This is a genomic window from Nocardia sp. NPDC052254 (assembly GCF_040679495.1).
In the GTDB taxonomy this organism is placed as follows: Bacteria; Actinomycetota; Actinomycetes; order Mycobacteriales; family Mycobacteriaceae; genus Nocardia.
The window spans coordinates 23,933-43,086 of the sequence record NZ_JBFAUW010000026.1 but is presented as its reverse complement, the minus strand read 5'-3'; the positions used below and the strand labels follow the sequence as shown (position 1 = coordinate 43,086).

Below are 19,154 nucleotides of genomic sequence, written 5' to 3'. Positions count from 1 at the left end.
CCCCGGCCTGCAATACCTCGCCGCCAACTACGAAGCCGACCAACACGGCAACCTCGCTCCCACAGCGCAGACACCAACCGGCTACGGCACACACGCCCTGTCCCAGTTCCCCATCCGCGGAAACCCCGACACACCCGAACCCGCCGCCGGTCTCGGTCCATCGCGCCGCGATCCGAAGCCCGAGGACGGTACCCGGACGGTGAGCGGCCGGGCCACTCCCGGCCCCTCACCGTGGTCGGCCGCCACGCCCGAGCCCAGACGCGGTGGCAGTGCGCGGACCACCACCGGCGATAGCGGCACCGGTGACACCATCGCCCCGCCCCCCACCGCGACCCCCTGGACGGAAAAAGGTGGCGCAGCGGGTCCGGAGAAGTCGACCGGCACTCCGACGGCGACGCAGCCGACCGGCCGAAGGCCCGATCGCAGTGGCAATTCCGTGTCACGCTCGAATTGGCGGCAGCACAAGATGCGCGAGATCGGGATCGCCACCGACCGCTATCACCGGCCCGAGACGCGGGCCGCCGCGCTGGCTGCCCTGGACGCCACACTCACGGTGCTGTCCAAGTTGTTCCCGGAAGCGACGACCGAGCAGATCTACCGAACAACCGGTGCACGGGAAAACCCCCTCTGGGGAGGGGCGATGCCGGATCACGTGACGCTCGAAACATTGCGCAGAGAAGGCAATCTGCGCGAGATCATGGCCGCATACCTCAATCTCACCGTACGCAACGCCGAACTACGTTACGGTACAACAGGTTTCACCCTGGACGAAGGTATCGCCCGACTACTGAACCGACCGGACTGGGAGCAGGCCGCACGCGAGCTGGAAGCCGATATCGATGTCGACATGCTGCGGGCGGCGATCCGAGAATTCCGGAAGGACCATCCGGACAAGCCCATCACCGCGGCCGATCTGCGCGAGGTTCGGTATACGCGCGTCCGGAACAGCCACGCCGACGCCATATTCGACGCATACGACATACGCAAGGAAATCAGCTACAACCGTACGCCGGTCGACCAGCGACGCCGGTCGCTGACCTCCCGCGACCTGGCGGCAATGGGTACGCCGCTGTCACCACGCGAGTTCGCCGCGCTCATCGCACGCCCGCGGGTCCTGCGTATCGAACGGATCGAAACTCCGACCGGCCGCGAGTTCCGGCGCGATCACCGCGGCCGTGTCGACGCGGATCGGCTCGAGGCACAGCTACGAGAGACAGATCCCACAGTCGAATACGTCGTGCCGGTCTACGCGGTCGATGAATCCGGTGCGCGTATTCGTGATGACGACGGCATCTGCCCGGTGGAATTCGTCGAGGTGTACCACCATGCCGGATACATCGATCCGGTCAACGCGGGACGATTGGACCACACGAAGTTCACGGTGGAACTGTCCTGGCGGCAAGGCAGCGCCCTGGTCGAATTCAAAGCGACGTCGGATTACTTCCGCCGGGTCGCCGTCGAACTGGGAACAGCGCTGACAGCGGGGATTTCGGGCACAACCACTCGCATGCTGTGGCGTCTTCTCCTGCTGCGCCCGGACGGGGTGCCCGAGCGCGACTTCATCGACGCGATGGTGGCTTTCATGGTGCCCCATCATCATTCGCTCTACGAGATCGAGCTGGGGCTGCGCATGATGGGCCGTTCGCTGCTCGATGACCCTGACGACGGTGTTGTCGACGCCGAGGTCCTCGCCGCGGTGTACGACGCTCTGGATCCCGGGCCGGAATCGGCACATCGGCCACCGGCCGATGGTGTCCCCGTCTATTCCGGACCGGCGCCGGCCGAACCCGAACCGCCCGCCGGCATGGTGCGGGCTCGAGCGGCCACATACGGACGCGCCCACGATGTGCCCGTGCCGGCCGACCATCTGCCGGTCCTGCAGATCGAGCAGCTCGACCCCGGGTACGCGCTGCCACGGACCCGAAGCGGCCTGGTCGACCTCAGCGCACTCGAAACACAGCTGAAGGCAGCCGATCCGGCGGTCGAACATGTCGCGGTGACATACGCCGACGACGAGCGCACCGTCGAGGCGGTCCTGGTCCACCGGCGCGTCGGAACGGTCGATCCGGGCAATGCTCGACGACTGGACCCCGCTCGCTACATCGTCCCCGGCGCCGACGACATCGCCGGGACGACACCGCGGCCGTCGACCACCGGCACCGAGCCACAGGCGACCACGTGGCCCGGGCGGGCGGCGATGCCGACCGCCGCCGACCGGATCACCCGGCAGTTCGAGAGAGCCGCCACCATCGCCCCGCCCAATGTCACCAAGGGCGAATCACCATGGGTTTTCAACCGTTTCGACCCGGGCACCACTCCACCCGGCGCCGCGGACGCGCGCGCCGGCCGACCCGGTGATGCCGCCACCGACGCGGACGAGCAACTGATCGGAGAGATCTATCACCGGGTCGGCGATCGAGAGCTGGCTCGCACGATCATCGCCACCGCACGGGCACAACGACCGGCCACACCCGATCAGCTCCGAGTGACCGCTCGCGAGCTGGCTGTACAACATGGTCGCTTCGCGCGTATGCGGCAAGCGGTCCTGATCGACCTCGTCATCGGAGCCGACGACTGGAATGACGCCAACGGCCGGCGTGTCCACGTCGACGCGACGCTGATCGAGGCTGTGCATTCCGCAACGCGCGAGCAGTGGGACCGCGCGCTGGCCACACTCGATCCGGGTCGCGCCGAACCACTGATGCGCGAGTACTGGGAGGGACAGCGTCCCGACTACGCCCCCGGCGGCCCCCGTCACGCGGCGGTGCTCGAACTCGCCACGGCGTTACGCGGTACACAATCCGCGGAGCGCGATCGAGAGTCCACGAACCCGGCACCGCGAAGTTCCGATCGCGAGGGGGAAGCCGCCGCGTCCCAGCAGATCCCCGGTCTCCGCCCGCGAGACGAATACCGTTTCCTCGGTGGCGAATCCGGCGTCGAACTCGACGACGAGATGGCACACACTCTCATCGCGACGGCGCTGAGCAGTATGGACGAGGCGGTATCGGGTAGCTGGAATCTCAATATCCCGGTCGGTGACCCCGAGACCGGCCGATTCATGGTGCGGATCGCGAAACATGGTGGTGACGGCATGGACACCCGGGTCGCCGCGGAATGGCGGATCCTGGAACTCCTGGCCGAATTCGGTGTCGGGAACATCCCCCGGGTGTACCGGGTTCTGCCGGATGTCGAACTTCCCGACGGTAGCCGTGCCACCGTTCAGATTCAGAGCTTCTTCGACGACGCCGTGACCGTCGCCGATATGAGCCGTACGACGGTTCCGCTCGACCGTGTCCTCGAAGGTATCAGGCAGATCCGGCGCGAACTGAGCTGCACACAGATCGGCGAGGGTGATCCGGGACTGTTCATTCGGCAATTGGTCGCGGAGAAGCGGAAACTGTGGAATTCACTGCGCGCCGAATTCGGCCCGGTCTTCGATCGACTGCGGGTCTCGGAGGATCCGTTCGAATACGTCGTCGAGCAGTCCCGAGGTCTGGACCCGGTTCGGTTCGCAGTCATCCACGGCGACCTGCATTTCGGGAATCTGATGCTCACCTTGGTCGACGGGCAGCTGGTGGTCGACACCACCGAAGTCGTGGCGCTCGATTGGGAGATGGCCCGCTTCGGCGACAGCGCCTACGACCCGGAGTGGTTCAACCACCTCGCCGGCCGGACCGGCCTGGCCGACGAGTTGCCCGGCGGGCACGTCTACGCGCTCTTCTTCGATGTGCAACGGATAATCCACGACACGGTGCGCCTGGCACGTGCGGCGGCAGTCGGGCGGCTGACCCCCGCACAGATCAAGTTCGCGCAGACGGAGCTTTTCAATGCGCTCATCGCCGCATCGGTCGAATGGCACGACGACCGGCATCGGAGCGTATCTCCCGCGCTGACGAACTACCGCTTCTTCGAAGCGATCGAAGCAACGAATCCGCCGCCGGCGCAATGGACCGAGCCCACCTTCGCCCCCGCCACCGACCTCCCTGCCAACAGCCTCCCGTACAGGTTCTCCGCCGCCGCCAGCGGTCTGCCCGGGCCCGCCCCCACACCGATCACCCCACCGGCCGAACTGTCCTCGCACGACCTGGCGACCGTGGCGGACCGCGTCACGCCACTGAGCGCGCACTCATTCGATGCACTGCTGGAGCGGCTGCGAGCACTGTCCGACGATGAGGCGCGCACCCTTCTGGACGATCTCGCCGGCGCGGTCGTCACCTCGGTGAACATGCTTCGCCGCGGCGAGACCATGCCGTCACGGCAGCTGGCGAACACCTTGCGGGTGTTGAACGTCCTCCTGCTGGAAGTTCAGGCGCGACCGGGCAATTCGCCCGCACCGATCGACGACTACTCGACGTTGTTCCGCACAGCCCGCCAGCTCGTCGACCGGATCCCACTGCAGCGATCGATCGCCGCCGCCGGTGATGCCCTGATCGACGGTGTGGGAGCCCTGACCGTGCTGGACCCGATCTTCGCGATGTCAACGCTGGAGGAGTTCGTCACGCGGGCGCACCGGGCCGCGGTGCTGATGGAACGACTCCACACCCAGGTGCCATGGCATCTCGAGGCGACAGCCGACGACACGGCCGAACCGGACAGCGATCATCGGGGCCCGGTCCGGGCCGCCGATCGCAACCTGGTGATCCTGGAAGAGACGTGGCAGTCATATTTCGCCCGAGCCGACGTACTCGACAGATTCCTGCGGAACGACCGCGCCTCGACGACCACTCAGGAACTCCCCGCGCTGTTCCGCGAGCACGCCGATCTGACCGCGGCATTCGACCGTGCGCACCAGGGCACCGATGCCGAATTCGCCGGATCCGCCGCATTCCACCTGGCGAGCCTGATCGATGTGGCGTCCTACTACCTGATCAACACCCGCGACACCGCCACCGGTGTCGAACTCATCGGGCGCCTCTGCGACGATCTCGCCGCAGTGAGCGAGCGGCTGCCGCGTCTGCATATCGAAGAAACCGTCGACCAGTTGCGCAAGCTGCACATCGTACTGAGCGATCTGCGCGACACCATGGCCGGTTATGCCAGTCCCCGCCCGATTCGGAAGGAGGCCATTCTCGCGCTCGATCGCAACTCCGCGATGATGACCGCGCTCGACCATGTCCTGGCCGACCTGCGCACGGCGGGCGGCCTGTTGCCGCCGCAGGCCGGCGACGACAACAACGGCGCCCCGCCCGAAGGCCGACCGATTGCGATCACCACCGAGCTGGCCGACGCACTCCTGCGCGAGGCCACTTTCGGTGGCCTGCAGATTCGGTTGGCGGAACTCACCGACGCCGAGGCGACAACCCTGCTCGCACGGATACGCGCCCGGCTCGACGAACAGCTCGCGGCACTGGACCGCGGCGTCGCCCCATCCGGCACCGAAATGGCCGATGACACAAGGCTGCTCAACGGACTCGTAGCCGAGTTGACGCTCCGCATCGGATCTCAGCTCCCGGAGCACATCCCCGACTACCGAGCCCTTTTCGATGTCAGCACCAAGCTGGCGGCGGTGGCACCGATCGTCGCCGACATCGCGAAAGCCACGAGCACACTGTTCGACAGCGTTGGCACCGTCACCGACCGAGGCGTGGATCTGTCGCACCTGCTCGTCTTCGCCTCCCAGATCACGCGAACAGCGGACCAGATCGACGACAAGGTGCGCCATATTCGCGCGATCCGTCTTCTTCCAGGCAGCGACCGCGGTGTTCGAGCACTCGACGGTGAACCACTCCCCGCGCACCGAAACGCGGTGACGGGACTGCTGGCCAAACTCGACCGCGGCTGGCGCGTCGACCACGCGGCCATCGATGCGGCGGTGCGGACCCACCGGCACAGCTCCCCGACAGCCTTCGAGCTGTTCGCGACGGTGAATCGGACGGCGGCGGCCTTCGAGGAGGCGAAAGCGGCGTCGGAGATATCGAATCGCGAGTTCGGGGCACTGGCCGCCGACCACGTGTACGCAACTCTCGACGCCGCGGCCCACCTGCTGATTTACCGCCACCATACGTTTGCCGGCCGGGAAATGCTGGCCCGAGCCGTCGACATTCTCGGCCGCACCGCGAGCCGGCTGTCCGGCCGGGCGAGCGCCGAGCATGCGGCATTCGAACTCGGACGCTCGATCGATTTCGCGCGCCGCGGTGCGGACCGCTTCGCGGTCGATCAGACCGACATCATCATGCTGCTGCACCGCGACAGCCCTACGGCCCATGCTCTGGGTAAGGCACTCCACGAGCTTCGATACCCGGACGATCCGGCGACACCGCTGTCGTGGTTCGGCCAGCTGCCACCGACATGGCACCGATTCCACGCGAGCAAGTTCAGCCAGACCGATGTCGAACTCGTGGCCGCGAACCGGACTGTCACCGGGGATGACGAACTCATCGTCCCCGGAAACCCGGACGGGACTGCCGGCACCGGCAGCGAGGACCCATTCGTTGTCGCCGCAACCTCGAACGACGACGCCACCAGCGACGAGGACGAATTCGTCATCGTCGGCACACCGGACGACATCGGCGAACCGGCCGACCGGATCGAGGACGAGCACGTTGCCTCGGCCCGAGATCGCTTGCGTCGCGACACCACCGCCTTCGAACGAGCACGCTCCGAAAACAGCTCCGACCTCGACCTCACCACCGCAACCGCCAACTACGTCACCGATCTACTCACCGTCGCCACCCACGAATTCACCAGCGCCGGAACGCACACCGGAATCGAGCACCTCGGCTGGGCGATCGACGCGCTCGGTGTGGCCGCCGAACGCCTGCCCAACCACCCCGTGCTCACCGACGCCACCCACGCCCTGCGACAACTCCACCAGCAACTCACCACCGCGAAACGCGCCGCCGTTCGCGATATCGCCCGCACCGCACTCACCGGAAACACCCCTCTGCACAACACGATCGACGAAGCCCTGGCACTGCTACGTCGCATCGGATGCGCCACCCACGCCGCCCGGACCCTTTGGGCCTACGGCAACGACGAACAGGACGAACTCGAGAACGAGAACATCACCACCGGCGAGCGCCTCGAAGATGTCATCGTCGCCCGGCTGCGCAAGATGCCCGACGGCGCCGACTGGCTCCACGACATCGCAGAGAAGCTCGAACGAGACGGCACGGCGGTCCTCACCGCCGACAACGGCCGAAACGCCCACGCCTGGGTCATCACCAACATCAACGGCCTGCTGTTCATCACCGACACCCTCATCGACACCGAACCGGGCATCCCCCGCACCCGCGAGCTCACCGACGACTGGCAGACCGAATACGACATCACCCGCGACACCTTCCACGTCGCCTACTTCGACAAGCACGTCGTCGCGAAAGCCGAGCACGCTTTCGACACCGAAGCAGAACCCGGGCTCCCCACCAACCTCCAAGGTCCGGCCGGCACCCCTGACCGCGAACCGGACACCTCCGGTAGCCGACTGCATGTCGACACTCCCTACGAAGAGCTGACCGAGCTGGTCAAAGTCGCTTTCGCGCGGGGGAACCGGGATCGAGCGATCGAAGTACTGCGAGAGCGGTTCGGCGACAAGATATATCGCTGGCTTTCGCGCGGCTACGGCGAAGGCAGGTTGGCCCGAGAACTCACCGACGAAATGATCACACGCGCCGTCGATGGCATCCCGCTGAAACCCGCCGACCTTCATATCGAACGCTGGATCATCGCCAAAGCCACCCGCCTCATGCGCGAGTACGACGCTTTCGTCGAATTCCGGGATCGGCTCGTCCGAGTGGCCACGTCGTATGACTTCAGCACTCCCGATCGCGACCAACTCGGCCAGGCAACCGTCGCGGAGCTCGAACTCGCACTGGAGTCCATCCGCCTCACCGGCGAGGGGCGAGCGAAATTGGACGCGCTCAGATCGGGTTCGCACGTTTCGAGCACCGAACCCGCGGCAATCGAGAGCGACGGATCTCCCGATCCGGAGCTGGCCACAGCCCTACACCTTCTCACCCGAGAGTTGCGGCTGGCCGGCACCAACATGCGCAGGGGCACCGCTGCCGAGGTGTTGAGAAGGCTCGCCAGCGCCCCGGATGAACAGATTGCGCAGGAGCTGAACCTCACCGCGGCGGGGCTCAATCAGATATTCATCGAACTCGCGCGGCAATTGGGCATCGATTATCACCACGAGCTGGCCCGAGCGGCACAGCAGCGGATGGACTCCGACCCGACCTGGTCATCGCGATTGGCCGCGCGCCATATCGAGCTCATCGGCTTGTTGAACCAGGGCATGACCGCGAAGCAATGCGCAGCAGCGATGGGGTTGTCTGTCATCACCGTGCGCGGTTATATCCAACGAATAAGCGCCAGGTCGGGCATCAAGCTGCGCGACTTCGTGCTTCTGCACGCTGCCCGACGGGGGATCGTCGAAACACCGATCGGAGAAATCGCCCGGATACGACTGACCGATCGCGAAAAACAAATCATCGTCGCTCGCGCACAGGATCTTTCCTACACCGAGATATCCGAGCAACTGGGAATCACCAGGACCACGGCGGAAGACTTCGGAAAAGATATTCTCGCCAAATTATCGACCGGAAATTGGAAAGAAGTATTCGATTTTGCGATCACCGAGGGCCTCATCGAGAAACATCCTGATGAGATTCGATGGGAGAAAATCCTCCTACTCCTCGCCGGCGGACACACCAGAACCAGCGCCGCCGCCGCGCTGAATCGGTCGTACCAATGGCTGATTCGGCACACTGCCAGCCTCGCGTCCGAGCTCGGCACTGTCGACAAAACCAGTGCGCTGGTGACGTACGGAATACATCGCGGGCTCATAGACGCACCCGCACAGTTCCCCATCGAACTGACGCCGCTGGAACGATTCTTCCTCACAGCCATTGCATACGGAGCGACGCACGAACAAATCGCGGAGCAGGTCTCCATGTCGAAATCCAACGTCACTGGGCGAATTATTTCGCTGCGCAATCGAACCCACTCCGCGACCACAGCCGAACTGATCACGAAGACAGTCGAACAACTATATTTCGCGCCCAATCACTCCCACGTGCTGAGCCTGCTCGGCACGGCGACAGATGCCGAAATTTCAGAAGAATTGAGCATCAGCCGAAGAGCCTTGTATCGTCTGTACAACGAGATCGCGCACAATTTGTATATCGATTACCATAGCGCGCTCGCCGCGGCGGCGGAGCACAGCGAATCCGAGGGCACTCCACCGCGGTTTCAAGCCCGCCATCTGGAACTGATCGACCTGTTCCGGCGAGGAAAGACTCCCGGCGAGTGCGCCGCACTCATGGGATTGTCGACCAATAGCATCCACAGATATACACAGGAAATCGGCAACACGCTGGGCTTGAAACTGCGGGATGTGATACGCGAGCGCGCAATCCGGCTGGGGATGATCGAGGGATCGCCGGAGGAAGACGGGCGGATACGACTGTCCGATCGCGAAATACAGGTGGTCGAAGCCCGCGCGCAAAACATGTCCTACGCCGACATCGCCGAACAGCTCGATATTTCGAGAGAAACAGCATGGGACATCGCAGGCAACATATTCCGCAAACTCTCCACAGACAGCTGGCCGGAGGTATTCGCATTCGCGGTCGGCGAAGATCTGCTTCTGGAATACCCGGAAGAGAAGCTTCGACGCGACATTCTGACACTTCTCGCGGCGGGCCACACCATCCCCGGTGCCGCAGCCGCCCTGGACCGGTCACACGATTGGCTACTCCACCGCGCCGCCGACCTGTCGAGGGAGCTCGCTACCGTCGTCCACAGCACCGCCACCACGTGGACAGTCGACCACAGCACCGCGCTGGTGGTGGCCGGAATTCGGCGCGAGCTCATCGATGCCCCTCCGCAGTTTCCCATCGTCCTGACGCCACGGCAACGAGCGATCGTCACAGCGAAGGCATTGGGTAATACAGTCGAGCAGATCGCTGAGGACGTGGACCTGGGTACCACCCAGATCAGAAACATACTCGCCCAACTGCGAGAAACCACCCACTCCGCGACCACAACCCAACTTGTCGCGAAGACAATCCACCAGCTCGACACGACCACCACCGATTCCGACGAGCAACAGCACGCCGAATTGATGCGCATCGTCGCCATGATCGCGCGCGGCTACGACCGGAGCGAGATAGCTTCCGCATTCGACCGGCCTCGCTCCTGGGTCGACGTCCGGCTCTCGGCACTCGCGGAAATTCTCCAGGTTCCCAACCATCTGGCGGCACTGGCCGCGGCCACCGTCCGCGCCGGTGTCATCGCACCTCTGCCCACGTCGGTCGAGCCTGCACTCGACGATCCCCGCGCACGCCGGATCATCCAGCTCAAGGCCGCGGGGAGATCCGACCGGGCGATCGCGAAGGAACTGCGGGTATCCACCTGGACCGTGCACACCACGATCGCGCGCCTGCGAGCGCTGACCGGCAGTGGTACCACAGCGGAGCTGATCGCCATGACGATTCGACAGGTGGATGCTGGGGCAGCCGAGCATCCCGGCCCCGAGGCCACTTCGGGCGGTACCACTCTGGCAATCCTGCGTGACCTGGCACAGGCGGTGCGGCTGCACACAGCCACCGATCGCGAGCGCACGTTCATTCGCCAGGCCGCGGCCGGTCGCTCGTTCAAGCAGATCGCCGACGAGTGGGGCGTCTCCGATTCCACCGTGCGCAGCGACCTCATGGCGCTCGCGAGCAAACTCGGTACCGACCAGGACACGCTGCTCCAGACCGCCAGGGATATCCGGTCACCGGACATCGGCACCGAACCGACCGGCGGTTTCGACCTGCTGTCCCCGAGGGAAAAGGAGATCCTCCGACTGCTGCCTCGCCGGCTTTCGGACGCGGCCATGGCCGAAGAACTCGGCATGTCCACCAATGCGGTGGGGATGGCGAAGTTCAAGATGCGAAACAAACTCGGTGTCAGGGATATCGACACGATCATCAAGTGGGCGGTGCGGGGCGGTTTCGCCGAGGCGCCCGGCGGCGGCGGTCAGCCGGCCACCACGACCACAGCCAACGCCGCGGAACTGCGCGCACGGGTCGCTCCATTGCTGGCGACAGCGAGCCCCGACATGGCCACGTCCGGGGAGGCACCGGCCGACAACCCGGCAGGCGCCCCCGCGCCCGGCACGGATTCACCCGTTCCGACCACGCCCGCCTCGCCTGCGCACGCTCGTTCCACGTCGGCACCCGCCGCACCTACGCCCTCCGACGAGGCTCCCGGTCCGCCACGCCGCACGCCTGCCGGTACACCGGATCCGGCGGCGGACCCACTCGACAACCCGCCGGGTCGCGACTCGACGCGCGACGCCCCGGCGGCCACACCCGGCGCCGGGCGCCGGGCGGCAGCACAGACGCCGTGGGGCCGTCGGCCCGGCACCGAGAGTGCCGCCGCACCGAAGCCCGCATCACGAGCCACGCCCTGGAGTGGGGTTCCTCAGCCCACCACCGGCGGCCGGGGCGACAACGCGGTCCAGGCAGCGAGCAATCCCCCGTCCAACTCCGGCCACGCCGCGCCGCACATGTCCGCGCCCTCCGAGCCTTCGACCGACGCACCGCCGAAGGCAAACAGTGGCCGACGATTCGCAATTCCTCCAGAAGAGGCCCGGCAGTTGCTCGAACAGATCCGGAACCGGAAGCCGGATTTCGATGGAACCGGCAGCGACGTCTATCGGGTCGACACAAGCGCGGGCCCAGCGGTGATAAGAGCCAAAAAGGGCGAACGTCCAGCGAGCTTCATGCGAAATTGGATGCACGAGAATGCGGCGATCGAATACGCGCGTGCGGGCAACGTGAGAACACCCGAGATCCTCCACGCTGGAGTGGACCCCAATACGTCCCGCGAATTTACGATAATGAGGTTTGTTCCCGGCAAGACTCCCGCCAGCGACGATCCCCAGCTGATCGATTGGCTACCCGATCTTTTGGATCAGGTTCAGTTGACGTCAGCGCAGCCCTTGCCGGAAGAAATGGCAATCGATATTCCAACATGGCAGCGACTGGTGATCCAGCATGCCGACAACGAGTACTACAAACTGCCGCGAGATCAGCTGTCGAAACTCCGGGAGCTCGGCATCGGCCCGTTGTCGGACTACATTCAGGCCGACGACAGCCGTGCGGGCGAACCGGTCATCTTTGTCCACAATGATCTTTGGCCTCCCAACATTCGGCTCGATGATGAAGGAAAAGTTTGGATACTGGATTGGGAACGTGCCGGGGCAGGCGATCCGTTCTATGACGCGTCATTCTTCCTGGAGCGTCTGTGGGGGACGGAAGAGGCGACCCGAGCTCGAGCTACCGAAATGTGGATCGATCGGATACCATCCGCGAATCCTGCCGTCGATCCCGGGGCGGTCCTCGCCATGTACCGTACGATCTCCGACTGGAGGGGGACCGTGCACAGCGCGGAGGACCTGGTACCCAAGGTGCGCGAGAAGAATAACTTGGACACCTGGGTCGATCTGCTTCACGCGCGATTCTCTCGGCAGTCCGGTTTTCCCGACTTTTCACGGGATGAACTACACACCCGGCTAAGCGGATGGCTGAACGAGCCGGAGTAGGCGGTAAGCCCCGTTCGGCGACCGACCGCGAAGACGGCCGCGCTCGGCCCCACCGGTCGTACCATGGCTCTCATGACCGAACGCGACATCCTCGCCCATATCCAGGACCTGGTGAAGCAGGAACATCAGCTGCGGTCCAAGACCACGAGCGGAGACCTCGACCCCGAGGCCGAACGCGCGAAACTGGCCGATCTCGAGGTGATGCTCGATCAGTGCTGGGATCTGCTGCGACAGCGCCGAGCCCGGCTCGACCAGGGGACGAACCCGGACGAGGCCCAGGCCAACCCCGTCAAGCAGGTCGAAGGGTACCTGCAGTAACGGTTACCATCGGGTGATGGTTGACATCTCGACCGCCGACGGCGTTGTCCGCGGTCTCCGCCGGCGTCGGATCGCTCAGTGGCGGTCCATTCCGTATGCCGCGCCAGCGGTCGGTGACCTGCGATTCCGTGCCCCGCAGCCGGTCGAGCCGTGGTCGGGGGTGCGGGAGGCCACCGAATACGGCTTCGCCGCGATGCAGCAGCGCGACGGCGCTCGGATCGGGCCACGCGGGCCGCAGCCCACCAGCGAGGACTGCCTGACTCTCAATGTCACCGCACCGCTGGCCCCGGCCGCCGCACCGCGTCCGGTCATGGTCTTCATCCACGGCGGTGGCTATGTGCTGGGCACGTCGGCGCTGCGGCTGTACTCGGGTGGCAGGCTCGCACTGCGCGGCGATGTGGTCGTGGTGTCGTTCAATTACCGGCTCGGCGCCTTCGGGTACGTCGATTTCAGCGAATTCGCCACCCCGGAAAGGTCTTTCGATTCCAATCTGGGTCTGCGCGATCAGGTCGCGGCACTGGAATGGGTGCAGCGCAATATCGCGGCCTTCGGCGGTGACCCGAACAATGTCACGATCTTCGGCGAATCGGCCGGAGCGCATGCGGTGGTGAGCCTGCTGGCCACCCCCGCCGCGGCCGGGCTGTTCCATCGCGCGATCGCTCAGAGCGCACCGGCGGACTGGTCGATGACCGCGGCGGAGGCGCGTAGTTTCGCCCGGCGCTGCGTGGACAATCTCGGCGCCACACCGGATCGGGCCGTTCAGGCGCTGACCACGGCCGGCGCCAACGAGATCCGCAAGGCCGCCGATCGTGCGATCGGCGAGGTGCTGTGGCAGCAGCCGGGGAGCTTTCCCGCCGCACCGGTCGTCGACGGCGATTTCCTGCCCCGGGATCCGATCGATGCCATCGCGGGCGGGCACGCGCATGCCGTCCCGCTGATCATCGGCACCAACCGCAACGAGGCGACGCTGTTCAAACGCTTCGATCGCAGTCTGCCCACCACACCGGAGCAGTTGCACGTGGCGCTGGCACGCTGCGGCGACGCCGATCTCGAAAAGCGCGTCGTGGCGGCCTATCCCGGCTATCCGGACCGCCGGGTCGCGGTGCGTATGGGTGGCGACTTCGTCTTCTGGCGGCCCACCATCGAGGTGCTGGAAGGCCACAGCCGGCACGCTCCGACCTATGCCTACCGGCTCGACTTCGCCCCGCGCGCAGTGCAATTGGCGGGATTCGGCGCCACCCACGCGCTCGATCTGATTCCGGTGTTCGGTGGCGTCGACAGCGTCATCGGCCGCGGACTGGGCGCGGCGGGTGGATACCGCGACTTCCTGGCGGTGCAGCGCGAATTCCAGGACAACTGGCTGGAATTCGCCAAGAAGGGGCAGCCGTTGCCATCCTGGCCGCAGTACACCGAGCAACGTCGCAACACCCGGATCATCGACAGCCCGGCTCGGATCGAGGTCGATCCCGATCGGACCAGACGCCTTGCCTGGCATGGAGTTCGAGTTCCGGCGCTGGTCTGATCTATTTCAGCAGCCTGGACATGCGCCGGTCGGCGAGGATCTTGCCGCCGGTCTGACAGGTCGGGCAGTACTGGAAGGATTTGTCGGCGTAGGCGACCTCGCGCACCGTGTCACCGCACACCGGGCACGGCAGCCCGGTCCGCGCGTGCACCCGCATTCCCGAGCGCTTCTCCCCCTTGAGCCGGGCCGCGTCCTGGCCGACGGATCGGGTGATCGCGTCGGTGAGGATCTCGCGCATCGCCCGGTACAGATCGGCGACCTTGTCCGCGCTCAGGGCGGATGCGGTCGCGAACGGGGAAAGCCTTGCCGCATGGAGGATTTCGTCGGAGTAAGCATTGCCGATACCGGCCAGGACGGTCTGGTCGGCCAATACCGTCTTCAATCGCTGCGAGGTGCCGGCGAGCAGTTCGGCGAACCGGTCCTCGGAGATCGCGAGTGCGTCGGGGCCGAGGCGGGCGATACTCGGCACGGACCGCGGTTCCTCGGTGATCCAGACCGCGAGCCGTTTCTTGGTTCCGGCCTCGGTGAGATCGAAGGCGGGGGTGGCGCCCTCGCGGGTGAAGAAGTGGACGCGCAACGCCAGCGGGCCTTTACCCGGTTTCGGCGGTGCCGCGCCGGGCTCGTCGATCCAGCGCAGCCAGCCGCCGCGAGACAGATGGGTGATCAGCCAGAGACCGTCGCAATTCAGGCCGAGATGCTTACCCCAGTGCGCCGCACCGGTGACATCGCGGCCGGACAGCGCGGTCGCCGGCGGGTCGAATGTCTTGAGCACACTCAGTGCCGCGACATCCACCCGCCCGACGACCGCGCCGACGGCGTGCTCGACCAGGAACTGTTCGAGCGCCATGATCTCCGGCAACTCGGGCACTCCAGCAGCTTACCGGCGTGCGCCGACAACTCCGCCGTACCGCGAATCGCGGAGGATCACACCGCGGCCGGGCCCGGCTGCGGCGGGGTGGCGACACCCGGCACGACCGCGCCCTCGATCGCACCGACTCCGGCGCCGATCGCGGCACCGGCGGCGGCCGCGGGTGCCGCGATCACCGCGTAACCGATGGCCGCGCCGACGAGCGGCATCACCACCAGGCCCGCGGGCAGGAACGGAATACCGGCCACCAGGCCCGCGACCCCGCCGATCACCGCGCTGGTGGACGCGATGGGGCTGCTGACGATGTTGCCGACACTGGAGCCGATCACGGCGCCGCCGAGGGTGTCCGCGGCGATGCGATCCGAACGCGACGGCGCGAAACCGACCGAGTCCAGCCCCTGGGCCAGTCCCGCCTCGCTCTGTGCCGCCGAATCGTTGATCTGCGCGGTCAGCTGCGGATCGATGAAATCGGGCCGCTGCGTCTGGACCGAGCCGATCCGGATCGTGTTGTCGGGCGCCTTGATCGGCGCGACGGCCGGGGCCATGTGCGCGAGGTCGGGCATGTGCAGCGCGCTCGGGTCGACCGCGGCGGGTGCGGCGAGATCGGGGACCGCACGAGTCCCGCCGACGATGTTGCGGCCCGAGGTGACCCCGGCGGAAGCCACGGGATTCGGTGCCGGAGCGGCGGCCGGGGCCGGTGCGACATCGTCGATCGGCGCGACCGCCGGATCCGCGGCCGACGCCGGCTGGAACTGCCACGGCGCCGACGGCGTGGCACGCGACAGCGCCTGAGCCGCGGCGTCGAGTGGATTCGGTGCCGACATCACCTGGTTGGCGGTGGCCAGCGCGTCATCCAGCGGTGAGACACCGGGCTGTGCGGCGGGCGCGTCCGGCGCCTCCGCTCCCGCGGCGGCCGACTGCCATAGCGCCATACTCAGCGGCAATGCGCTGATCACGAGTAGAGATCCGCCGCGTTTGTACCACTGCCCCGATGCCGCAGAATGCCGCCCTGCCATGAACAACCTCCCAGTCGGATACCGATTCGATGACAGTCATTCGCACCGGCTGGTGGTGCGGATCACATTGCGGCGAATATTTTCCGAAGGCGTCCGAAAGGTCCGTTCAGGTGGCGGGTTCACATCATCGCTGTGCCGTCCTGCGGAGTAAGTAGATGTCGAAGACCCAGCCCTTGGCGGCGCGCAGTTCCTCGCGTCGGCGCTCGATGGAATCCGCCACCTCGCGCAGCGGGCCCTCGATCAGCGTCTGATCCGGCAGGCCGAGATTGGCGCCCCACCAGATGTGCAGATCCCCGGCGGGAATCCGCGCGAACGAGCATTCGCCGTCGAGCATCACCACCGTCGACCCGTCGGCGGCGGCGCCCTCGGCGCGCAGGCGACGTCCGGTGGTGATGTGCACGGGCTCGCCGATCTCGTGCAGAACGACCCGATGTGCGGCGGCCAGGGCCTGCACGCTGGTGACCCCCGGAATCACCGTGCAGTCGAACTCGGCCCCGGCGGTACGGACGTGCCCGACCATCCGCAGCGTGCTGTCGTAGAGAGCGGGATCGCCCCAGACCAGAATGGCGCCGACCCCGGTCGTGGTGTCGAACGCCGCCCCGAGCAGTTCGGCGCGGCGCCGATGCCAGTCGGCGACCACCTCGCGATAGTCACCGGCGTCGTCGCCGACGCGGTCGCGAGGCGGATCGGCGATCTCGACCACTCGATGCCCGGGACTCGCGTACGCGTCGAGCATGGCCGCGCGAACCTCGGTCAGCTCCCGCTTCACCTCGCCCTTGCCGATGACGAAGAAGGTGTCGGCCTCGCGGATCGCCTCGATCGCCTGCACCGTCAGCTGCCGCCGATCACCGGCGCCGATTCCGATCACATAGAGCTTTCGCACGATGATCAAGCTATTGGCGTCTGCCCGGCGACCTGCGACCGGGATCCCCTCGCCCGGGATCGGTACCCCGCGGATCACCGTGGCCGAGTCGCGCCGCGTGGCCCGCGACTAAGCTGCCAGTCATGGACAGCGCACCCATCGATCCCACAGCTTCCGGTGCGCACCCCACCGGCGGCGCCATGTCCGGGAAGACGGACAGCCAGTACGAGGATCTGCTGCGGCTGGTCCTCGAGCACGGGACTCCCAAGGCGGATCGCACCGGTACGGGCACACGATCGGTCTTCGGGCACCAGCTGCGCTACGACCTGTCGGCCGGATTCCCCCTGGTCACCACGAAACGGGTCCATCTGAAGTCGATCGTGTACGAACTGCTGTGGTTCCTGCGCGGCGATTCCAATGTCGAGTGGTTGCACGAGCACGGCGTCACCATCTGGGACGAGTGGGCCGATCACATGGGTGATCTCGGCCCGGTCTACGGCGTGCAGTGGCGCAGCTGGCCCACTCCCGACGGCAACCACATCGATCAGATCTCGCAGGTGCTGCACACCCTGCGCACCGATCCGGATTCGCGGCGCATCATGGTGTCCGCGTGGAATGTGGCGGAACTGGACAAGATGGCGCTGGCGCCGTGCCACGCGTTCTTCCAGTTCCACGTGGCCGACGGCAGACTCTCGTGCCAGCTGTATCAGCGCAGTGCCGATCTGTTCCTCGGGGTGCCGTTCAATATCGCCAGTTACGCGCTGCTGACCCACATGGTGGCGCAGCAGACCGAACTCGAACCCGGTGACTTCATCTGGACCGGCGGCGACTGTCACATCTACGACAATCACGTCGAGCAGGTGCGCGAACAGCTGAGCCGCGCACCGTATGCGTTCCCGCGGTTGCATCTGCGGCCCGCGCCCAGCCTGTTCGATTACGCGTACGAGGATGTGGAGATCGTGGACTACCGCCATCATCCGGCGATCAAGGCTCCGGTGGCCGTATGAGCCGGGTGGGACTGATCTGGGCGCAGACACCGGCCGGAGTGATCGGCGTCGACAACGCCATCCCGTGGCGGGTGCCCGAGGACATGGCGCATTTCCGGACCGTCACCGCGGACCATCCGGTCCTGATGGGCCGGCGCACCTGGGATTCGCTGCCCGCCAAATTCCGGCCCCTGCCGGGGCGGCGCAATATCGTGATCACCCGGCAGGCGGACTGGTCGGCTCCCGGCGCCGAGCGCGCCGAGTCGATCTCCGGCGCGATCGCACTGGCCGCGGCCGATACCGTCTGGATCATGGGCGGCGGCGAAATCTACCGCGAGGCAATGGATTACGCGACAGATCTGATGGTGACCGATATCGACGCCGATATCGCCGGCGACGTGTACGCGCCCGCGATCGACGGTGACTGGACGGTCGAGGACGCACCCTGGCAGGTGTCCCGCTCGGGATTGCGCTACCGCATCCGGCGCTTCGCTCGCGACAGCGCGCCCGCCGTCGCCCGCTGATCGCCGCGGCGGGTATCGAACCCGAATCGCATCGGCGAAACGCCCGAACGCGCGAGATGGGTCCGGCATACTCAGCGATATCCAGCCTGTGACACAGCCCGATGCCGGGAACCGCGAGAGGCAGATCATGGACAAGAAATCGCTGACGGCGGTGGCTCGCCAGCAGCTGAAGACAGCCGCATCCGCCTCGAGTGGACGTAGTTCGCAGACCATCTACGGTGGCCACACCCACAGCCTGCGCCAGACCGTGATCGCGCTGACCGCCGGGCAGAGCCTGGCCGAACACGAAACCCAGAGCGAGGCCACACTGCAGGTCCTCACCGGGACCCTGATCCTGATCAGCGGCACCAACGAGTGGAAGGGATCGCCGGGAGATCTGCTGGTGATCCCCTCGGCACGGCACAGCGTGAAGGCGATCGACGACGCGGTATTCCTGCTGACCGTCGCGAAATGAGCCCGCTCGCCCGGGCGGGTGAAACCGGCCTCGCCAGGGCATCGTGGCAGGCCGCACGCCGGTGGTAGCGGT

Annotated in this window: 9 protein-coding genes; 6 read left to right on the top strand and 3 right to left on the bottom strand. The window is 66.2% G+C overall.

Features of this window, described 5'->3' with window-relative positions; genetic code table 11:
* The first annotated feature begins 436 nt into the window (after nt 1-436).
* The 3 genes from AB0L57_RS32345 to AB0L57_RS32335 all read left to right on the top strand — a co-directional run bounded on the left by AB0L57_RS32345 (nt 437) and on the right by AB0L57_RS32335 (nt 14,372).
* Nucleotides 437-12,532: a LuxR C-terminal-related transcriptional regulator gene (locus tag AB0L57_RS32345; RefSeq protein ID WP_364970507.1), complete on the top strand. Its 12,096-nt coding sequence runs from the start codon at nt 437-439 to the stop codon at nt 12,530-12,532.
* 72 nt (nt 12,533-12,604) lie between these two features.
* The gene (locus AB0L57_RS32340) at nt 12,605-12,850 is read left to right on the top strand and encodes a DUF2630 family protein (protein WP_364970505.1); all 246 of its coding nucleotides are present in this window, start codon (nt 12,605-12,607) and stop codon (nt 12,848-12,850) included.
* A gap of 16 nt (nt 12,851-12,866) precedes the next feature.
* Nucleotides 12,867-14,372 carry a carboxylesterase/lipase family protein gene (locus AB0L57_RS32335; protein ID WP_364970502.1) on the top strand — a complete coding sequence of 502 codons (1,506 nt, stop codon included), beginning with the start codon at nt 12,867-12,869 and terminating at the stop codon, nt 14,370-14,372.
* A gap of 1 nt (nt 14,373) precedes the next feature.
* Here the strand turns inward: AB0L57_RS32335 and AB0L57_RS32330 are convergent, their stop codons facing one another.
* From AB0L57_RS32330 to cobF, 3 genes are all read right to left on the bottom strand, one after another.
* The gene (locus AB0L57_RS32330; protein ID WP_364970500.1) at nt 14,374-15,240 is read right to left on the bottom strand and encodes a DNA-formamidopyrimidine glycosylase family protein; all 867 of its coding nucleotides are present in this window, start codon (nt 15,238-15,240) and stop codon (nt 14,374-14,376) included.
* Nucleotides 15,241-15,296: 56 nt separating this feature from the next.
* Nucleotides 15,297-16,256 (bottom strand): hypothetical protein, encoded by a 960-nt coding sequence (locus AB0L57_RS32325; RefSeq protein ID WP_364970496.1) that lies wholly within the window; start codon nt 16,254-16,256, stop codon nt 15,297-15,299.
* A 124-nt stretch (nt 16,257-16,380) separates the two neighbouring features.
* Nucleotides 16,381-17,139: a precorrin-6A synthase (deacetylating) gene (cobF, locus tag AB0L57_RS32320; protein WP_364970493.1), complete on the bottom strand. Its 759-nt coding sequence runs from the start codon at nt 17,137-17,139 to the stop codon at nt 16,381-16,383.
* A 179-nt stretch (nt 17,140-17,318) separates the two neighbouring features.
* On the opposite strand from cobF, the gene AB0L57_RS32315 reads away from it, so the two are divergent.
* The 3 genes from AB0L57_RS32315 to AB0L57_RS32305 all read left to right on the top strand — a co-directional run bounded on the left by AB0L57_RS32315 (nt 17,319) and on the right by AB0L57_RS32305 (nt 19,082).
* Complete coding sequence (locus AB0L57_RS32315; RefSeq protein WP_364970513.1) at nt 17,319-18,125, top strand: thymidylate synthase; 807 nt, start codon at nt 17,319-17,321, stop codon at nt 18,123-18,125.
* Nucleotides 18,122-18,628 (top strand): dihydrofolate reductase, encoded by a 507-nt coding sequence (locus AB0L57_RS32310; protein WP_364970490.1) that lies wholly within the window; start codon nt 18,122-18,124, stop codon nt 18,626-18,628. Before AB0L57_RS32315 ends, AB0L57_RS32310 begins: the two co-directional genes overlap by 4 nt.
* Nucleotides 18,629-18,755: 127 nt before the next feature.
* Nucleotides 18,756-19,082: a cupin domain-containing protein gene (locus tag AB0L57_RS32305; RefSeq protein WP_364970487.1), complete on the top strand. Its 327-nt coding sequence runs from the start codon at nt 18,756-18,758 to the stop codon at nt 19,080-19,082.
* Nucleotides 19,083-19,154: the final 72 nt, after the last annotated feature.

What these genes read in the sequence shown, in the direction of transcription:
- AB0L57_RS32340 (WP_364970505.1), top strand. Translation starts at nt 12,605, where the DNA reads ATGACCGAACGCGACATCCTCGCCCATATCCAGGACCTGGTGAAGCAG.
- AB0L57_RS32335 (WP_364970502.1), top strand. Translation starts at nt 12,867, where the DNA reads ATGGTTGACATCTCGACCGCCGACGGCGTTGTCCGCGGTCTCCGCCGG.
- AB0L57_RS32325 (WP_364970496.1), bottom strand. Translation starts at nt 16,256, where the DNA reads ATGGCAGGGCGGCATTCTGCGGCATCGGGGCAGTGGTACAAACGCGGC.
- AB0L57_RS32315 (WP_364970513.1), top strand. Translation starts at nt 17,319, where the DNA reads ATGTCCGGGAAGACGGACAGCCAGTACGAGGATCTGCTGCGGCTGGTC.
- AB0L57_RS32310 (WP_364970490.1), top strand. Translation starts at nt 18,122, where the DNA reads ATGAGCCGGGTGGGACTGATCTGGGCGCAGACACCGGCCGGAGTGATC.
- AB0L57_RS32305 (WP_364970487.1), top strand. Translation starts at nt 18,756, where the DNA reads ATGGACAAGAAATCGCTGACGGCGGTGGCTCGCCAGCAGCTGAAGACA.